This window comes from Mucilaginibacter sp. (genome assembly GCF_039207105.1).
Classification (GTDB): domain Bacteria; phylum Bacteroidota; class Bacteroidia; order Sphingobacteriales; family Sphingobacteriaceae; genus Mucilaginibacter.
On record NZ_JBCECK010000032.1, the window covers coordinates 1 to 18,428 of the forward strand.

The 18,428-nt window shown below is 41.3% G+C and carries 15 protein-coding genes; 4 read left to right on the forward strand and 11 right to left on the reverse strand.

All coding sequences use genetic code 11. The features are described from left to right. The 10 genes from AAGC65_RS09095 to AAGC65_RS09140 all read right to left on the reverse strand — a co-directional run. The coding region (locus AAGC65_RS09095) for a hypothetical protein (RefSeq protein WP_343112127.1) at positions 1–1,881 on the reverse strand (1,881 nt) is incomplete at its 3' end. Positions 1,882–2,006: 125 nt separating this feature from the next. Further along, complete coding sequence (locus tag AAGC65_RS09100) at positions 2,007–3,365, reverse strand: sugar porter family MFS transporter (RefSeq protein ID WP_343112128.1); 1,359 nt, start codon at positions 3,363–3,365, stop codon at positions 2,007–2,009. Positions 3,366–3,519: 154 nt separating this feature from the next. Beyond that, positions 3,520–3,678 (reverse strand): hypothetical protein, encoded by a 159-nt coding sequence (locus tag AAGC65_RS09105; RefSeq protein WP_343112129.1) that lies wholly within the window; start codon positions 3,676–3,678, stop codon positions 3,520–3,522. 119 nt (positions 3,679–3,797) lie between these two features. Then, entirely contained in the window at positions 3,798–6,329 is a 2,532-nt protein-coding gene (locus tag AAGC65_RS09110; protein ID WP_343112130.1) for a phosphocholine-specific phospholipase C, read from the reverse strand. A gap of 204 nt (positions 6,330–6,533) precedes the next feature. Next, positions 6,534–7,181 (reverse strand): SGNH/GDSL hydrolase family protein, encoded by a 648-nt coding sequence (locus AAGC65_RS09115; protein WP_343112131.1) that lies wholly within the window; start codon positions 7,179–7,181, stop codon positions 6,534–6,536. A 104-nt stretch (positions 7,182–7,285) separates the two neighbouring features. Continuing rightward, on the reverse strand, positions 7,286–7,909 hold the full coding sequence (locus tag AAGC65_RS09120; protein ID WP_343112132.1) for an intradiol ring-cleavage dioxygenase: 624 nt from the start codon (positions 7,907–7,909) through the stop codon (positions 7,286–7,288). A gap of 117 nt (positions 7,910–8,026) precedes the next feature. Continuing rightward, positions 8,027–8,632, reverse strand: a complete 606-nt coding sequence (locus tag AAGC65_RS09125) for a Crp/Fnr family transcriptional regulator (RefSeq protein ID WP_343112133.1) — start codon at positions 8,630–8,632, stop codon at positions 8,027–8,029. A 231-nt stretch (positions 8,633–8,863) separates the two neighbouring features. Then, the gene (locus AAGC65_RS09130) at positions 8,864–9,619 is read right to left on the reverse strand and encodes a pirin family protein (RefSeq protein WP_343112134.1); all 756 of its coding nucleotides are present in this window, start codon (positions 9,617–9,619) and stop codon (positions 8,864–8,866) included. 2 nt (positions 9,620–9,621) lie between these two features. Then, entirely contained in the window at positions 9,622–10,080 is a 459-nt protein-coding gene (locus AAGC65_RS09135; protein WP_343112135.1) for a DoxX family protein, read from the reverse strand. A gap of 201 nt (positions 10,081–10,281) precedes the next feature. Next, complete coding sequence (locus AAGC65_RS09140; protein WP_343112136.1) at positions 10,282–11,706, reverse strand: alginate export family protein; 1,425 nt, start codon at positions 11,704–11,706, stop codon at positions 10,282–10,284. Between the two features lie 302 nt (positions 11,707–12,008). Between AAGC65_RS09140 and AAGC65_RS09145 the strand changes: the two genes are divergently transcribed. Next, a complete protein-coding gene (locus AAGC65_RS09145; protein WP_343112137.1) occupies positions 12,009–12,614 on the forward strand; it encodes an isochorismatase family protein in 606 nt (201 codons plus the stop codon). Positions 12,615–12,776: 162 nt separating this feature from the next. Next, entirely contained in the window at positions 12,777–15,137 is a 2,361-nt protein-coding gene (locus AAGC65_RS09150; RefSeq protein WP_343112138.1) for a GAF domain-containing protein, read from the forward strand. A 147-nt stretch (positions 15,138–15,284) separates the two neighbouring features. Here the strand turns inward: AAGC65_RS09150 and AAGC65_RS09155 are convergent, their stop codons facing one another. Next, the gene (locus tag AAGC65_RS09155; protein ID WP_343112139.1) at positions 15,285–15,884 is read right to left on the reverse strand and encodes a Crp/Fnr family transcriptional regulator; all 600 of its coding nucleotides are present in this window, start codon (positions 15,882–15,884) and stop codon (positions 15,285–15,287) included. A 121-nt stretch (positions 15,885–16,005) separates the two neighbouring features. Here AAGC65_RS09155 and AAGC65_RS09160 point away from each other — a divergent pair, with 121 nt between their 5' ends. Both AAGC65_RS09160 and AAGC65_RS09165 read left to right on the forward strand, forming a co-directional pair. After that, positions 16,006–16,842, forward strand: coding sequence for an alpha/beta hydrolase (locus tag AAGC65_RS09160; RefSeq protein ID WP_343112140.1), 837 nt, complete (start codon positions 16,006–16,008; stop codon positions 16,840–16,842). A 36-nt stretch (positions 16,843–16,878) separates the two neighbouring features. After that, positions 16,879–18,393 (forward strand): GMC family oxidoreductase N-terminal domain-containing protein, encoded by a 1,515-nt coding sequence (locus AAGC65_RS09165; protein WP_343112141.1) that lies wholly within the window; start codon positions 16,879–16,881, stop codon positions 18,391–18,393. Positions 18,394–18,428: the final 35 nt, after the last annotated feature.

Sequence of the window (18,428 nt, forward strand, 5' to 3'; positions counted from 1 at the left end):
TATGGTACCACCGGAAGCTCCTGAATAAGAAAATACATTATGCTGAAAATCCTTAATCGTTGCGCCGCCTTTATAACTGCTTTTTATGAGGCTATCCAGCGCGCCTATAACCATAGTTGTCCATACCGTGGACCGCAAACCACCACCATACGCGTTCACAAAAAATACAGGGTATGGTTTACCTGGATTCCGTTCAACAAAAGCCGTGATGTCCTGTTTACGATTGTTGAGCCACTGCTCTGTATAATTATTTAATGAATCAAGCGATTTATGGTAGTTGTCCTGCTTCTCAATATGTACTTCATGATAAGCGGTAATAGTACTTACCGACCTGTAAAGTGTAAATAACAATAAAAAGGTAATGATGCTGACACCCGTTTTTTTACCTGCAAATAATAAAAAGGAAAAGAATAACAAATAGCCTATAACCGCGCACAGTATTACCGGCATGGTATAAAAGCGGTTGTTACTGGTAACCATATTTAAAACCGGTGGAAAATTGCATAGCACAAAAAACAATGTGGCAGCTACCCCGCCCAAAGCAACCCAGGGTGCAATACGCCACTTAGCAATTGCTGCAAAAGAAGTACGCAATGTTGCGATGATCATAAACATGGCCGACAAAAAAAACAGATCAAGCGATAAATAAGCCAAAAAATAAGGCTCGCGGTTTTGTTTACCCGGGCTGCTGCCCCAAATGATCATGGGGAGCAACAACAGGGCCATACTTAGCCAGAAACGCCATTGAATAACCTTGTCTCCGGATTTATATAACTTATCAATCCACCGATAATGCAATGTCATTTTATAAAAGATGAGGGTGGCAGTTAAGAGAGCCAGCGGCGAAATTCCGTTTAACAGATAATCAATATGATAAGTATTCATGGTATGCAGGATACCCGCCGCAGGGATCAAAAAACCGGCGGCACCAAACAGCCGCCCGGTATCAACTTTTAGAGATGGCCTTGCCCCTGCCGGCAAACGAACATTATCAAAATCAACAGGACCTACAAAAAAACCTGCATAGCTCACTTTTATGGCATTATCAATTGCCTTGGGCAAATGCCAACACATAATTGCCAGCAAACTAACTACTACCAGAAAATAAAAACTGGCCCAAGGTGATGTATTGATTGACAATAACATATCCTGCACCTGGCCGCTGATAAAAAGCGCCATCATAAAAATACACAGCGTAAACAATATGATACGAAACCGCCATGAGTACCTGAGTAATCTCCACAACCAGGCCGATACATAGTCGAGCCAAAACCGGGGTTTGCCCAACTTAAATGCCTCATACATCAGCTTTATCAGCACAATAGTTAGCAGCAGGTATTTGATATATGCGGCCACAGCGATAACCCATGAGTCGGCTAAGTTTTCCCCAAGCTTAAATTGTTGCAGCATTTTGCTGGTGGCTACATTTTCAAATACATCTAATAGCCCGGTCAACAGTACCAATATGCAAAAGCGCAAAACCGTGCGCTGAGAAATAACCCGCCTGCGCGGGTTTGCTTTTTGACTGCCTATCCGGACAATCAGAATAAGCAGTATACATACGTAGGCTGCAATAAAGCCATAGCTAACATTATTTTGAAATGTTACGGCCTCAATACCGGTTATGGTTTTAGGATAAGTTGATTTACTGGTATAAACCTCATTTTTTTTAAAACCTGCCTGCCATTCTTTCAAGATAGAATCGCGGCGGGCGTTGCTGGTGTTAATTTCCCAATTGATTATACCTGATGGCGTATATTTTGTTACAATCAGATAATTATCTTTCAGGGTCATGCTGCCAACAACCAGCAAAGCGGTAAGCAATAACGAAAAAAGGGGCTGAAACTGACGATTGATCCAAAACTGTAAACGCCGAAACATAATCATGCTATTTCCCTAATTTACAGAAAAAAGATAGATAAAGCATGCTTGTTCAACGCTTGATTTCGCTATATGAACGAGATAAACAATCATCATCAACGGTAAAATTGCAAACCCTCTATAACTTAAAACTTAGCCGTTTTAGTTTGGGTATATAGCTCTTCAATCCTTTCAAGCGGCACACCTTTGGTTTCAAAAACATAACGACTTACAAACAGTATCATGCTAAAGTTTACAATGGCGTAAACACCAAATGTTGCCACAGGCCCCAATTGAGAAAGCATTACCGGGAATGTAAGTGATACAATAGAGTTGGCAACCCAGTTACCAAATACTGCTATTGACGTAGCCGTACCACGAATTTTGTTTGGAAATATCTCGGCCACGTATACCCATAATACAACGCCCCATGTACAGGCAAAACCACCTATGTACACAAATATGGTTAGCAGTACAAAATAGTTTTGCAGCATGTTAAAGTGGAACAGGGCTGCCAGGGCAAACATGCACAACCCCATGATAGTTGACCCAATTAATAATAATTTTTTGCGGCCAAGGCGGTCTATCAGCGGGAATGCCAGTATGGTAAATATCAGGTTAACTACACCTGTAAGTATGGTTTGAAACAATACACTGCCACCTACATGAATTTTTTCAAATATCAGTGGTGCATAATAAAACACGATATTAATGCCCGTTAGCTGCGCAATAGAGGCAAATACCAGACCTATAATAACAACTCTCCGGAAACGTGGACTAAATACATCTCCTAAAGTTGGTTTACTTTCCGATGCTATATCATCCGTTACCAGTTTAACCTGCTCCTGACTCTCTCCGTCAGAATAAATACTCCCGAATACATTTTGGGCATCGCTAATTTTATTTTTAGATACCAACCATCTCGGGCTTTCAGGAACTAATAACAGCAGTATAAAAAATATCACTGAAGGTATTACAGCCGCTGCAAGCATATAACGCCAATGATTACTCTCATTTAAAAAAGACAGCGACTTATCATTTGCGATGAGATAATTAGATATAAATGATAGCAATATACCGCTTACAATAGCCAATTGCTGCAACATGCCCAACCTGCCCCTAAACGCGGGCGGGGCAACCTCAGATATATAAATAGGTGCCAATGTTGAGGCCATACCTATGGCAATACCGCCTACCAGACGGTAACTTACCAGTTGAATAAAGTTGGCTGCTATACCACTACCTATGGCCGCAATAATGTACAATAGCGCCGTTACGATCATTAACTTTTTACGGCCAAATCTGTCGGCCAGCCCCCCGGCAAACAAAGCACCTGGTATACAGCCAATGGATGCAGCGCCTACAACTAACCCTATTTCGGCATCATTAAGCAGAAAAACCGCTTTTAAATAATGTAATGTTCCCGCTATTACAGCTGTATCAAAACCAAATAACAAACCACCTAAAGCGGCAACAATAGATATTAAAACGGTATAACTTTTCATAAAAAGTGATAAAATGGTTAATACGAGATGTAATAGCAAGTTTCCCTGCCCAAATTGGTTTATAATTGGCAATAACAGCTATAAATTCGCTGTTTTACAAATATATAAAATGAGTTCAGATTTGAAACACCTGCATGAGGTATAACGGTATATATCAAATATCCGATTTATGGTCTTTGTGTTTCTCGGGTTTAATATCGGTTTGGTTCATTTCCTTTTCAATCTTTTTCTTATCCTGCTGATCTTTCCAGGCCAGAAAAACCACAATTGCTATCGCAATTAAAACAACCAGGGCTATTAATGGATAATTCATAATTGAATCGGATTTGGTTGATGTAGAGGAAGGGATCGAACCTTCGGCATGCTGCCAGCCAGCGCTCTACTAAAGTGTATACTAAAAGCAGTATGCTTTTAGTATACACTAATTATAATTTATACAATTCCACCCATTACAGGGTCGGTCTTGGTAGCTAAACCTGTTTCTACACGACCTGCAAAACGTTCCTCAAACACCTGCTGATCTTTCAACTTCACACTAAAATCATACCAGTTAAAGTTTTTTGAAAGGTTAAGCACAACGTTTAGGTGGCTTTTTGCTGCAACTATTTTATTGATGTTGCTGGTTTTATAGCCATTGTCGCTTATAATTATGTTGTGTGCTTTAGCATCGTTATTAACAATGCTTACAATAATATTACCTGTTAGCTTAGCAGCGTTAAGTTTATTTTTTTCGTAAGCACAGGTAATCTTTAAATCAGGGTTATTGCTGTTACCTATAAACTCACGGTAAAAGCCATTAGGGCCATGCACACGCAAATGATATTTATCATTTTCAAATGATTTAACCGGCCAGTTATAGGTTAAGTGATCACCTGCGCCAACTGCAAAATGCCAATTTCTTGAAATCTCATCCTTACTTGTTTCGTCGTTATATTTTACCGGAGCATAAACCGTAAACGGCGAACCAGCCGCGTTTTTACCAAACACCTCGTTTCCGGCAGCCAGCTTAATTTCAAAACTCTTTTTATCGGCACTTAAACTACCATGAGTATAAAGCTCATAAGGCAGGGCACAGGATGGGCGTACCCCTTTTTCCTGCAGGGCAATTATCGATGGATCGGCACTGATCTTCGCTATCTCATCTGCCGATAGCTTTTTGAATGTATTCGGCTCGCCTTTAAACCTGGCGTTATAAATGGTTTCTACATTTTTATTCCTGTCCAGGAAAGGTATTTTTTCTAACTGATTGCCATTGTATGGGCTAAAGGCCGAACTCAAATCACCACAGATAGTCCGGCGCCATTGGCTGATGTTATCTATCTTAATGTTTTTGTTATACTTTTTATTTACAAAGCCTTCTAAAAACTGTAAAGTTGATGTATGGTCAAAAAGTTCAGAGCACACCTTGCCTCCCCTGCTCCAGGGTGATGCAATGATCATTGGCACCCTGAAACCTAAACCGATGGCACCCTCACGGGCCTGATTTTTAGGTATGCCTTGTTTCAGTTCATTTTCTAAGCGTACATGCTCTATTTCGGTTTCTATACCGGCTGTACATTTGCCTGTTCCTGGTATGTTGTTATCGGGTATTGAAAACGGTGGGATGTGATCAAAATAGCCGTCGTTTTCAACAGAGGGAACTATCAAGATGGTCGTGTTCCATACGTCAGGATTTTTGGTTAGGATATCTAAAACCTCAGAAACATACCAGGCACCATACCAGGGGGCTGTTGGGTGATCTGAAAAATTTTCGGGGCTGGCCAGCCATGAAACAGTTGGAAGCTTACCGGTGTTTACATCCTGCCTGAACTGGTGCAGCAGATCGCCTTTAGGCACGGTTACCTTGCGCTCCTGAGCATTATCCTGGTAAGTAAGCTCGGCTATACTCCTGAAATTCTCATCGGCCGAGTTAATTACGAAAGCTCTTTGATAAAGGCTCTTTTCCTTGTCAGAGAGTTTCTCATAACTCTCTTTATTCCATTTTGACAACTCAGCACGTGCATTATCCAGAACTTCCTGTTTTTTACGGATACTTTCACGTACCTTGGTTGCGGTATCCTCATCGGCCGGTGTACGCTCCTGTAACTTGGTTATCTGATCGGGCAGATCCTGTACCTGTTTTTGTAGGTTTTTAACGTAACGCTCAGAAAATTTAACATTATAAGCTTTAAAAAACTCCAGCAGGTTACAGCCAAAGTTAGCCAGCCATGCTCTTTCTTCTTTCTCAAAACCGCCGCCGCAGCTTAATTCATTCTGATAAAAACTCCAGGAAATGCCGTTTTGCTCTAACAACTCCGGGAAAGTTTGCCAGGGCATATCTCCATAGGTATAATCGGTATTTCTGATGTTGGCTTTAGGGATACCATCTTGCTGATGGGTGATCTTACCTGTCCAGAAAAACGATCTGTTAGGCGTAGTACTGGTCATGGCCGAACAAAAATTCTGATCGCAAACGGTAAAGGCATCCGCCATTCCGTAATTAAACGGCAAATCCTCGCGGGTATAGTGCCCCAGCGTTAAGGGCATGGTAGCGTAATTCCTGTTTCCGGATTGTTTAGATGTAAGCCATTTATCATACTTACCTAAATTATTGGCGTCAACCTGGCTGGCCCGCGAGTGAGGCAGTGATCCCATCCAGGTTACCTTAGTATCTTTTATATCTAACCTGAACGGGGCATAAGTATTACCGGCAGCATCTGTTTGCAACCAAACAGGCTTTTGATCAGGCAAACGGATGGCCCGGGGATCATTATATCCTCTTACACCCTGCAAAGTTCCAAAACAATGATCAAAAGAGCGATTTTCCTGCATCAGGATAACAATATGTTCTGCATCAAGGTAAGTACTGCCCGCTGCCGGGTTTATAGCCATTGCCCTTTGTATTGCAGGGGGTAACATATTCATCATTGCTGCACCGCCCGATAATAGCGCGGCTTTTTTTAGAAAATCTCTGCGTGAATCCATTTGTAATTGCTGATTGTTTTATATAGGTTTTGAGTTAATATTAAAGTGGAGTTAATATTCGCGTGAAAGCTGCTACCATGCTTCGCGGCAAATATCTATTACCAGTTTTAAATTTATGTTAATTATTAATTAACACGAACCTTTCAAGGTGATTGTTACATTCATTTTTCAACAATAAATTGTTGTAATGGACTAATCAAGCATCTACTTCCCTGCCAACAGTTTTTCTAACACAAAGGGAGCTATAATTTTACGTGCACCATCCGCATCCGGGTGAATACCATCAGGAACGTATTTTAAATATGTTGTTTCTCCCTGATCCAGAATGGCTTTCCAATGCGGATAATTATCGATCAACAAAAGCTTTCTCTTTTTTGCCACCTCTCTGTAAAGCTCATAGTACTTATCAAGATTGGGCCTCTGGGTCGCATGCCCATGAATTGGGATGTTCATGGTTTGCAGGATAATTTCACAATCAGGATTGTACAGTTTTATTCTGTCGATAATATAATTCAGGTTAAGCTTTGCCAGCTCAACATTGGTTTTATAATCCAAAAAAGCATCATTCATGCTAAACTCCATTAAAACAGCATCCGGTTTTTTATTGATCACGCTATCTTCCAGGTGCTGTACACCCCAGGTAGACCACATGGAACTTTTAGCCGAATTATAAACCGTTAAATTGTTATTGTACTTGCCGTTTAACTCAGCAGCAACCGCGCCAACCCAGGCCTGCCCTCCTGCGGCGGCTGTTAAGCTTGTGCCGTAAACTACCAGCGTTTGGTGCTTACCTGCCTGTAGATTTTTAATTAATTGTGTTTGGGCAAAAGATGTTATAGAAAACAATCCCATTAAAAGAAATAGGGTAATTATCCGAAAAAAATAAGGTTTCATAAGGTCGGCAAAATACAAAATACCGGCTAACCTTACGATATGTATGTACAATTAATTTATCATCAAAACGGATAATCGGGAATATTTTTTCCAAGATAAATATTACGTGAGGCTTTGTACATATTGCCTACATCTATCAGTTTAATAATGCCATTACCGCCCCTGTTTGGAAGATGCGCTCGTTTATCATCTGTAAGTAAAGGATCATCATCAAAAAGAAAATTATCGATATAATAAGGACTAAAACCAGGTTCCTTTACGATGACATGAATATGGGCAGGTTCTGTACTATCCGGATAAGCGGCCGGTCGCAGTGTTACAAATTTATATTCGCCTTTTTCATCGGTACGTACCCATCCCCTAATGTAACCATGTTTTTTAGCCAGGCCTTTTTCATTGCCCTTTTTAGGATAGTGACCTTTTTGATCGGCATGGTAAAGGTATAACACAACACCCGGAGCAGGTGATTTCCCATCAGCCTTAAATACAGTACCATTAATACCTAACGGCTTATTATTATTCCAGGTTGCATCTGGCAGCAGGGTAACAGATTTCAAATTTTCAAATGGCACCCCACTTTCAAATATGGCTTCACAGCCTTCGCAATCGCCGCCAACTTTTTTATCCTGAGCCAAACAAGCGGTTACACCAAAAAGCATCAATAAAATAAATGCCTGCGTTTTCATGATCATTTATATGATTTGAATACTGCAATAAAGATCTACACCTGTAATATATTGTATTATAGAACAGTATATGAAATTTACGCAATTTTCTTCAGAAAAACTGCAAGTTTATATTAATTAAAGAGACAGGGCACTATCCATCTTGCTTCTTATTGTTTTGGCACGAACCGTGTTGAAAAATTCAGGTGTAAACCCGAGATAACTGGCAATATGTTTTTGCGGAACGCGTCTATCCAGCTCCGGATATTTGTTTCTGAAATAATTATAGCGTTCGCAGCCGCTTAAGGATAAAAGCTGTATTTGCTTTAAATGAATTGTTGCCAGCGAATTCTGGTACGATACCCGGAAGAAGTGTTCAAGTGCCGGCACTTCTTTTAAAAAGGCTTCTAATGAAATGTTTGATATATGTACCAGTTCGCAATCCTCTAACGCGATGATGTTACATAACGCCGGCGTATTAAAAGTTCGGCTATAAATATCAGACACCCAAAAACCTTCAATCGCGAAGTAAGTATTATGCTCCACTCCTTTCTTATCCAGGTAATAGGTTCTTAAACAACCTTTGTTAACAAAGTATTCATGACGTGCATCTTCACCGGCGCGAACTAAAAACTCTCTGCGTTTAACCTTTTTTATGCTTAAAAATGAGCAAAGCTTTTGTTCTTCCTGCTCCGTGAGCTGAGTATGACGGCGTATGGTTGATAAAAAACGTGTAAAGTCCATAAAGTCGTTTTAATAAGAGGTGCTATAAAATTCGGGACTTTATGTAAGAAAAAACTTAAGACATCTTAAGTTTTTCAGATTAAGATGATCTTGAAATCACCAGCTTATCAAATCTTTAGCCATGCCCATTCATGCAGGCAATAAAATTTGGCATGCAATTGGTGCAAATAAAACAAAAATAAAGCGGTCTCCCGTTTAGAAAACCGCTTTAAATAGCCGACAACAGGCTTTTTAAGCCCTTATAGGCGAACCGCTTATAAACAGCAAATGACTATTTGCCTGAGCCTTAAATGTAATCTGCGTATCCACATCCGAACATCCTATAGCAAGGGTATCATTTGAACTTAGCACAGGTTCACCAATCGGGATCTCTACATCAAGGGTACCTGTCAGCAAATAAATTGTGCCGTTCCAATGTGCAGGCATCGTATGTTGAAAGCTTTTACCTTCCTCCATATTAATGTCCAGAAAAGTAATATTTTCAGGTGTTTTAACTCTATTCACCAGATCTGCTGTTGATCCCATAACCACTTTAATCTTTACGCCATCTTCTTTCCTTACCGGCATCTCTTCTACCGGGATCAAAATACTTTTAGGCGGTAAGTTGCGGGTAGCTGTCGGGATTTCTAAAAAAAGCTGCAGGCCGTGTATTTTAGTACCGTCCACTTCCGGAAACTCATGGTGGGTTACACCGCTGCCGGCCCAGGTCCATAACAGACTACCCGTAGTGATAGTTAAATCATTTCCCATTGAATCCTGGTTATGATAAGGCGCCGAATCATCAAAAAGGTAACTTAATGCCGACATGTGCCTGTGCTGGTGAGGCCCGAAAACATCGGTACTTAAACGGAAATCATCAAAGCCCATAATAGGGCTAAAAAGACCGCCATAATCATTTCTGTTTGCCCTGAATGCCGAAAATGAGGCATTACCTGTTTGGGCCAATTTAACAATCCTTGATTGTTTCAATTCAGATGTCATAATCATAGTTATTTGTTTTTATTAAATAGTAAAGCGTCTAAGCTGTCTTTTCCGCCACCGGCAATTGCCAGTGATAACAGCATACTGATCATTAAAATATGGTACTCAAATCCTTCGCCTTTGATATTTCCATTCCAATTCATAAAAAAGCCCACGTGGATGTGAACTATCAGGATCATTCCTAAAACCAGGCAAAGCGAAGCTATAGCTATAAACCGTGTAAATAATCCGAGGAGGATACCAATACTGCCAAAAAATTCAAGAATGATAACCATGATTCCAACAACATATGGTATCCCTATTGATGAAAAGAAGCCCATAGATGCCGTGTAGCCATAACCGCCGAACCATCCGGCCAGTAATTGCGCCCCGTGTGGGAACATAACAATGAAGAAAGCGATTCTGAGAATAAGAGGGACCATTTTTGTTGAATCGGTCCTTTCGAGGTCTGTGAGTGAAGGTTTCATATGTTTATAATATTTAATTTATTTACAAGCAAAACTATAGTGTGAATTTTTATGGATTCTTAATAATTCTTAAGAAATAACAAGGCTGATTTTCCTTAAATCATATCAGCTATTACCCTGGTAATCAATACCTGGCTTTCAAAAACAAGTATAACAAGCTTGATTAACCCTTCTTTGAATGCTGTTAAATTCTTCATGGTTTTAAAAATGTAAGTTTGCGCTTAAACCGGTATACCATATATCATGACCTGCCGCAGGCACGGCTTTCAGGAACTCACCTCTTTTGTAATAAGTAGCTATACCTGTTAAGCTGAACCGTACACTATGCTGATAGGCGGCAACCAGATCAAACATCTGCCCAATTGATCGTTTGTTGTTGGAGGGTGGAATAAATGGAATACCTCCTGGGTTATAAATTCCATCACCAACAGACTGCCGCCATAACCTGTAGTAGCCACCAGTCAGATGAATTTTGGCGCAGGGCTCTATGCCCGTTTTAAGATGAACCAGAAACAGGTTTGAAGCTCCGGCATTATCAATAAAGCCGTAGTATATAGCTTTGGGATAGATAGGGTTAAATGTTTGAAGCGATGGATCTTTAGCATCTTTGTCTCCGCTTGACATAGCCGATTGCAGGGAGATATTTGGTTTAAGCCCCCCGTCCGGAAACTGATAGGTTATGGTTTGTGTAAGCTTCCAGGCCAGAATGTTACCGCCGCCGAAAGTACCCAATTGCAGATCGCCCTCAGTGTAAGCCGACCAACCATTTTTATCAAAGGTAAGTCCGGTACCTATAGTATGCCTTTTATCGGTACCTATACCTTGTGTAAAGATGGCTCCTTTCCTATCCGTGTAGATGTAAAAAAGATCTACTTTACTTAACCAGTTGTTTTTATAATGCTGCGTAAACCAGGCACCAGCTATCTTTTGAGATGCATCTATCTGATCATCAAAGAAACCCGGGTTGGTTTTCATGAGCTCCATAGCAAAAACATCCAGTTTACTATCTCCCTTTTCTATAATAAACTTGGCACCGGCAAATGAGCGGTGCACGTTGGCATCCCGGATATCCAGCAAACTCCCTACACCATAATGAAGCGCCTGTTCGCCCACACGCAGTTTAAGTATGGTTTTATCAGGTGTTTTTGTAGCATACTCTGCAAACAATTCTGTTAAGGCCAGTTTATTCAAATCCTGTATCGGCCTTGGCCCACCATTTCTACCACTCAAGGAACTTGATTCCAGTTCGCCAAATACTCTGAAATGACTATTGTACCGAAAATCCGCATGTAATAACACACGATGCAGAAAATAGCCATTGTTATCCTGCGGGCCAATTCCCCACAGGTAGTTGCTGAAACGGTCATATTGTTCACGTAGCGATCCTCCTATGCTTACAAAGCCCTTCCCATCGCGTATAGGTAAATGGCCTATATGTGAAAAAAAATCCTGCGGGCCATCGGTACTTTTCAGAGCGGGCCAATACTCTTCGGCTGCATCGGGCAAATAGCCTGTTTTAAGCGAGTCTTTTGATTGTGAATACGCATAGTGCCGGGGGTCAAGAAAACCAAGCATTAGTATTAACAATGCTTTTTTAATGCCGGATGAGTAAATCTTATTTTTCATATGGGGTTGTATATAAGTCAAAAATGCCGGGAGCTTTCGGGCTATATCAGATAGCCAGCTCACGGAACAAAACTCAGCTTTTGCCTTAAGCCAGGAATTAAGATTTCTTAAGTTTTAAAAAAAGCGGACTGCAATGAAGATTTGTACTACAGCCAAATAGCTCAGCAGAACGATACGTGAGCACCCATTTGAAATTTTTTGGCTTCGGATTTAAAAACTAAAGATTTCTTAATTTTTTTGATCGCCCGAAGCCTGAATTTTGTGATATCAAAATCAAAAAACAAAAACTAAAAAAATCTATTATGAACACACAACCTTCAAAACTGACCGCAGACAATTCATTGGTAATCCTGATCGATCACCAACCAGGCCTTTTAATGAACTGCAAAAACATTGAGCCTTTAACTATTAAAAACAATGTGGTTGCTTTCGCTAATGCTTTGAAAGCACTTAATGTTCCTACCATCGTGACTAAGCAAAGTCTTGGAGGTTTCGGCCCCATCACAAAAGACCTGGCCGACGCGTTACCAGATGTTGAACATGTTGACAGAACTATTATTGACGTATGGCATGAGCCACGCATCCGCAAAATGATCGAAGACTCTGGTAAAACCCACATCGTTTTGGGTGGTATCACTTTAGAAGTTTGCGCTATGTTCCCGTCACTTTCATTACGCGAGGCAGGTTACCAGGTATATACCGTAATGGATATTTCTGGCAGCCAAAGCGACCAGATTGCTGATTGGGCAGAATCAAGATTAGTGCAGGCAGGTGCTATTCCGGTAAGCTTTACCGCGGTATTAATGGAGATGCTTGCAGATAATTCACGTCCGGAAGCTGCCGGTGTTTATGGTGCATTAAGTGCAAGCTGGGGATTACCGGTTTTCCTGGCAGAGTATAATAAATAAGCTTCGCACGGGTAAATAGCTCGTTAATCAACGTGCTAATGATCCTTACTTCTATACGAGGTATATAACTCAAAACCGTCTCATAATGATTTTATGAGGCGGTTTTTACATCTTTTAATGATCATGAGTTACCCCGCCAACAGTATTTAACCCTCTAATACTATGGATCTCAAACGATATGAAGACAGCCCGGTGCAAACAAGCATCTCCTTCCATTTGCTGATCAAACATCTGGAAAGCGTAGCTGTTAACGGTACTGGCTTCAGTGCTCAACCGGCACAGCTACTTTTAAATTATATAGAACCTTATTCTGAATTGCGGACTGGTACTACCGACCCTGCCCAGTTATTACAGTATGCAGAAATTATTACCGAGCTCCTGGCCGATCTTTTCCCTGCTGTGCTAACCGGAAACGAGATGAAGGCGGTAACCGTTCCGTTTCAAAATGTTTTGCTGAACCCTACCAAACGCTTACAAAAAGTGCTAACAGAAGCCGGCCCCTCATTTGACATAGCTATCCGTGGTTTTACCGATCATCAGTTTTATGTAAATAGCTGCTGCCTTATTCTGAATGCCCGCTACGGCACTAACTTTAACTTCAACCGGTCGTTGTTTTATGATATCCCGAATGCGCAGGGCATCATGAAACATTACCGTATATTATACAATACCGACTTTATGGAGCTGACACCTACTGATAAAGCGGTGGATATTAACCCGGAAGATATAGAACTGCTTCGCGATAACTTTGACGATCTTGAACTCTGGAAAAAATATTTCCCGAAAGAAAGCTGGTCATTTAAAGGTTTTGCCATTGTAAGCCTGTTTGACGCAACCGTAGAAAGCGCTGTATCGGTACTCAAAGGCACACTCCTGGGCGGCGGTTACGGCGATGATATTAATGACAAGATCTTAGATGTGTTCCGGTCTATTTTCCGGATACCAGATCTTGATGTAGGCTTTACCTCATTTCACGCGGCCGAGAACAAATTCAGCCTGTCTACCTTTAATTCTAAACTTAAAAGCTACATTTTAAAAGATAAAACAGAAGAGGAATGTAGTGTATTACTACGATTGGTGCAGCAGCAAAAATATTTTACGATATCAGACGTAGAGCAACTTCTGAAGCAAAACCCCGAGAATGTACTTGCCCGCCGCTTGCTGGATCAAAATGTGCGTAGTGTTATCCTTGCTCCGGTAGTAAAAAATGGCCATCAGCTGGGTATCATCGAACTGGTATCATCAAAAACCGGTGAACTGAACAGCATCAATGCCAACCAACTGGAAACCGTGATGCCTTACATTACAGACACTCTTGACAGGCAGAACAGTTTTATGCAGAATCAGGTAGAGGCACTTATTCAAAATGAGTATACCACCATTCATCCAAGCGTTTGCTGGAAATTCAGGAAAGAGGCTCAAAAAGCATTAAAAGCCCGCTCCGAGAAAAAAGAATATACCCTTAAAGCGGTTACCTTTAAGGATGTAACCCCACTTTACGGGCAAATAGATATTAAAGGATCGTCAAATATGCGTAACAACTGCGTTCAGCTTGATCTGCTCGCTCAATTGAACGCGGTGGTACCGCTGCTTAAAAAAGTTTATAATGATGATACCCTAAAGGAAATACAGGAGCTGGAGGCGTTGATAACTAATATACAAATCGCTTTAAGAGCCGATACAGAGCAATACGTACAAAACTATCTTGAAGCATATATACATCCTATGCTCAAAGCTGCTACTATAATTGAACCGTTGATGGCACCAGCTATAGACAATTATTTTTTACAGACTGAAAAAACGGGCGACTATCACCTTAACCGCCGCAAGTATGATGATACGTTAACCCTGATTAATCAAAAAATGGCTTCATTACTTGACCAGGCACAGGTTGAGGCGCAATCGGCTTATCCGCATTATTATGAGCGTTATAAAACTGATGGCGTAGAGCACAACCTGTACATTGGGGCATCTATTGCGCCAACCCTGGCTTATGATATAACAAAACTGTACAATCTGCGCTTATGGCAGCTACAGGTAATGTGCCAAATGGAGCAGGAATATCATATTTTGAAAAACACTTTACCTTACCAACCCGATGTAACATCGCTCATATTAGCTTATAATAACCAGATGTCTGTCAGGTTTCGTTTGGATGAAAAGCGTTTTGATGTAGATGGCAGTTATAACGCCCGCTTCGAGATCATCAAGAAACGAATTGATAAAGCATGTATTAAAAATACAACCGAGCGCTTAACCCAGGTGGGCAAAATTGCCATTATATATTCAAACCAGGATGAAGAGGTGGAGTACATGGGCTATATCAGTTTCCTGCAGGCCAATAAATTATTTGCAGAGGAGATAGAATTGCTGGAGGTAGAAGACCTGCAAGGCGTATCAGGCTTAAAGGCTCTCCGTGTAAGTGTACGCTATGACGTAAGTTGGCCATTGCATAAATTTTGCAGCTATAACGATATGATGCAGCAACATTCATCAACTTATTTCCCGACTGCGGAATTATAAGAAACTTCAGAACATGTTCCCCTAAAACAACAACGATGATTGCATATATGCAATCATCGTTGTTGTTATTTTTATGAGTTAGTTTACACAAGCAACAAATGTGTACAAACTTTCGAATGGTAAAATAAGCTCATATCATCCTTTTTACTAAGTATTTTGTTTTCGTTTGGAGCGCATCACTTTGGCATGTATAGTATTGAAAAACTCGGGAGTTAACCCTAAAAAAGTGGCCATATGCTTTTGTGGTATTCGGTTTACAAATTTCGGATATCTTTCCCTGAAATTGATATATCGTTCTTCAGCGGTCATATACAACAATTGCAGGTTTTTCAAATGCTGGTTAACAAGCGACTGCTCATAAGATATCCGGAAAAATCGCTCCAACGCGGGTACCTCTTCCATAAATTTTTCCAATGCCTGGTGGTTTATCTGTACCAATTCTGAATCTTCAAGTGCTACAATATCACAATAGGTAGGTGCCATTCGTATACGACTGTATAGATCAGATATCCACCAATCCTCTATCGCGAAATACAAGTTGTGCTCCAGGCCTTTTTTATCAACAAAGTATTCCCTTAGGCAGCCCTTATTAACATAGTACTCATCAGTACATACATCCCCCTCCCTTAAAAGAAATTCCTTTTTCTTAATTTGTTTAATGGTTAACAGAGCGCAGAAATCTTCTTCCTGCTGCGGCGTAAGCGTAACATAACGCCTGATGTTCTGTAAAATATTATCGTATAACATATTAACTGGTTTTCAATTTACAACTTACAAATTTTGTCGCTTCGCTGCAGATAAAAAGTAAGATATCTTAAGTTTTTTTAGCCGGTTATCCAGGAGTTTTGTGGTATTAAACTTGATACCAATGATAAATTTAATTGAAGGACGAAGTGATTTCCAGACTATTGGCAACACTTACCCAGTGGCCGATAACATTATTCGCGAAGAGGTGATCATTGCAGGTGTGCCCTGCACCTGGTTTACACCCGCTGATGCAGAAGAAGACAACATTGTGATCTATATTCATGGTGGAGCCTTTATTTTTGGTTCCACCAATTCGCATGCCCCAATGGTGAGTTACATAGCACGTGAACTAAACCGCAAAGTGCTCATGATAAATTATCGCTTAGCACCCGAACACCCTTTCCCTGCTGGTATTGTTGATTGCACAGTTGTTATTAACGCTTTTTGCGAGGAAAATCCTGATATTACTTTTGGCATTATCGGTGATAGCGCAGGTGGTAATTTGACCATGACAACCCAGTTGGTGCTAAGAGATACCAAAGGCCCGGCCGCGCAGTACACCATCGTAATTTCACCGTGGACGGACCTGGAATGTAAAAGTGAAAGCCATGAGCGCAACAAAAAAGTGGATACCGTTTTAACTACAGCATATTTAGTGGAGGCGGCGGGTATGTATGCCCCGAGCCAAAACCTGTCAACTCCTGTTTTGTCTCCTGTTAATGCCAAATTTGATGGCTTTGCACCTGTACTGATATTAAGTGGTACCTATGAAATACTGCAAGACGATTCTATTAATCTGCACAAACGCTTAGTTGAAAGCGGTGTTGAGGCCGAGCTGGAATCATTTGAAGGTCAATTGCACGTATGGCCTTTTATGGATATCCATACCGAAGCATCGCGCAAAGCACTGAGTAAAATGGCTGATTTTGCGGCCAAGCACAGTACAGTGAAAAATTAATCTACTTATATCTATTTATAAACCCCCTTAAATTTTATGGAAAACAAATCAGCATTATTATACGATGTACTTATCGTAGGAGGAGGCTCTGCCGGAGCGGCAATGGCCAGTCGTTTATCTGAGGATAGCTCAAGAAAGGTTCTTTTATTAGAAGGCGGTAAAGCTTATGCACCGGACGCTTATCCTGAAGTGATTGCCATAGCCGATCACGTAACCGGTGATAAAGACCATGATTGGGGCTATTTTGCAAATACAGGCATCGCAGACCGTAAAATTCACGCTTTTCGTGGTAAGGTACTGGGCGGCAGCTCGGGTGTTAACGCGGCAGTAGCCATGCGAGGCCGTAAACCCGATTTTGATAAATGGGTAAAATTAGGTTTAAAAGACTGGGCCTGGGAAAATGTGCTGGAAACATTTAAACACCTGGAACATACTAATGACGGTGATGACGCTATACGCGGACGCAATGGCTTGTTCCCGATCAGACAGGTTCCTATGGATGACCTGACACCGGGACTGAGAGCTTTTGTAAATGCCACTGCCAATACAGGCTTTAATCGTGTGGCCGATTTTAACGGCTATGAGCAGGATGGTGTAAGCCCCTATCCGTTAAATGTATTACACAGTGTACGTGAAAATACAGGAATGACCTATCTGAATGCCGAAGTGCGCAAACGCCCTAACCTGACCATTATTGGTGAACAAACCGTAGATCGCGTGCTAATTGAAAACAACAAAGCCTATGGTGTAATTACTGCCGATGGCAAAGAATATCAGGGTAAAGAGGTTATCCTAAGTGCCGGCGCTTACGGCAGCCCTGCTATTTTGATGCGTTCGGGCATTGGGCCAAAAGAGGATCTTGAGGCTTTAGGCATTGATGTGATCAAAGACGCGCCAGTTGGCAAAAAGCTATACGAACACCCGTTTTACTATAATATTTACGAATTGAAAAAGGAAGCCAATGCCATGAGCCCGGGAGCCGGAGCTATTTTATGGACAGGCAGCAGCATTGCACCTGAGGGTGAGTTAGACCTGCACGTATCGGCAACGCACTTTTTTGACCCATCGCTTACCGAAACCGGAGGCGCCATTGTACTGGCATGCGCGGTAACTACCCCACAGTCAAAGGGCTCTGTAAAACTGCAAAGCGCTGATCCGCTTGCAGCACCTATTATTGAATTTAACCTGCTAAAAGAACCTGATGATCTGCACCGGATGATTGAAGCGGTTAAGATCTCCAGGCGCATTGGCCTTGATGCGGCATTTGAGCCCGTAAAACAACGGGAGATGTTTCCGGGGGATGCCGTGGAGGACGATGTGGAACTAACCAAAGCCATATTAGAACAGATCGACGTTTATCAGCACCCTACATCTACCGTACCAATGGGCCTGGAAACTGACCCTGAAGCGGTGGTATGCCGCTGGGGCAAGGTTTGGGGTATTCAGGGTTTACGCGTTGTGGATGCTTCTATTATGCCCTACATAGTTTCTTCGCCGCCAAATGTATCTACTGTTATGATAGCCGAGCATATCTATCGGAACGATTACTAATCGGTATTTATATATCTATACCGAAAAACAATAAA

What these genes read in the sequence shown, in the direction of transcription:
- AAGC65_RS09105 (WP_343112129.1), bottom strand. Translation starts at nt 3,678, where the DNA reads ATGAATTATCCATTAATAGCCCTGGTTGTTTTAATTGCGATAGCAATT.
- AAGC65_RS09110 (WP_343112130.1), bottom strand. Translation starts at nt 6,329, where the DNA reads ATGGATTCACGCAGAGATTTTCTAAAAAAAGCCGCGCTATTATCGGGC.
- AAGC65_RS09130 (WP_343112134.1), bottom strand. Translation starts at nt 9,619, where the DNA reads ATGATTATGACATCTGAATTGAAACAATCAAGGATTGTTAAATTGGCC.
- AAGC65_RS09140 (WP_343112136.1), bottom strand. Translation starts at nt 11,706, where the DNA reads ATGAAAAATAAGATTTACTCATCCGGCATTAAAAAAGCATTGTTAATA.
- AAGC65_RS09155 (WP_343112139.1), bottom strand. Translation starts at nt 15,884, where the DNA reads ATGTTATACGATAATATTTTACAGAACATCAGGCGTTATGTTACGCTT.
- AAGC65_RS09165 (WP_343112141.1), top strand. Translation starts at nt 16,879, where the DNA reads ATGGAAAACAAATCAGCATTATTATACGATGTACTTATCGTAGGAGGA.
- AAGC65_RS09145 (WP_343112137.1), top strand. Translation starts at nt 12,009, where the DNA reads ATGAACACACAACCTTCAAAACTGACCGCAGACAATTCATTGGTAATC.
- AAGC65_RS09150 (WP_343112138.1), top strand. Translation starts at nt 12,777, where the DNA reads ATGGATCTCAAACGATATGAAGACAGCCCGGTGCAAACAAGCATCTCC.
- AAGC65_RS09160 (WP_343112140.1), top strand. Translation starts at nt 16,006, where the DNA reads ATGATAAATTTAATTGAAGGACGAAGTGATTTCCAGACTATTGGCAAC.
- AAGC65_RS09135 (WP_343112135.1), bottom strand. Translation starts at nt 10,080, where the DNA reads ATGAAACCTTCACTCACAGACCTCGAAAGGACCGATTCAACAAAAATG.
- AAGC65_RS09120 (WP_343112132.1), bottom strand. Translation starts at nt 7,909, where the DNA reads ATGAAAACGCAGGCATTTATTTTATTGATGCTTTTTGGTGTAACCGCT.
- AAGC65_RS09100 (WP_343112128.1), bottom strand. Translation starts at nt 3,365, where the DNA reads ATGAAAAGTTATACCGTTTTAATATCTATTGTTGCCGCTTTAGGTGGT.
- AAGC65_RS09125 (WP_343112133.1), bottom strand. Translation starts at nt 8,632, where the DNA reads ATGGACTTTACACGTTTTTTATCAACCATACGCCGTCATACTCAGCTC.
- AAGC65_RS09115 (WP_343112131.1), bottom strand. Translation starts at nt 7,181, where the DNA reads ATGGGATTGTTTTCTATAACATCTTTTGCCCAAACACAATTAATTAAA.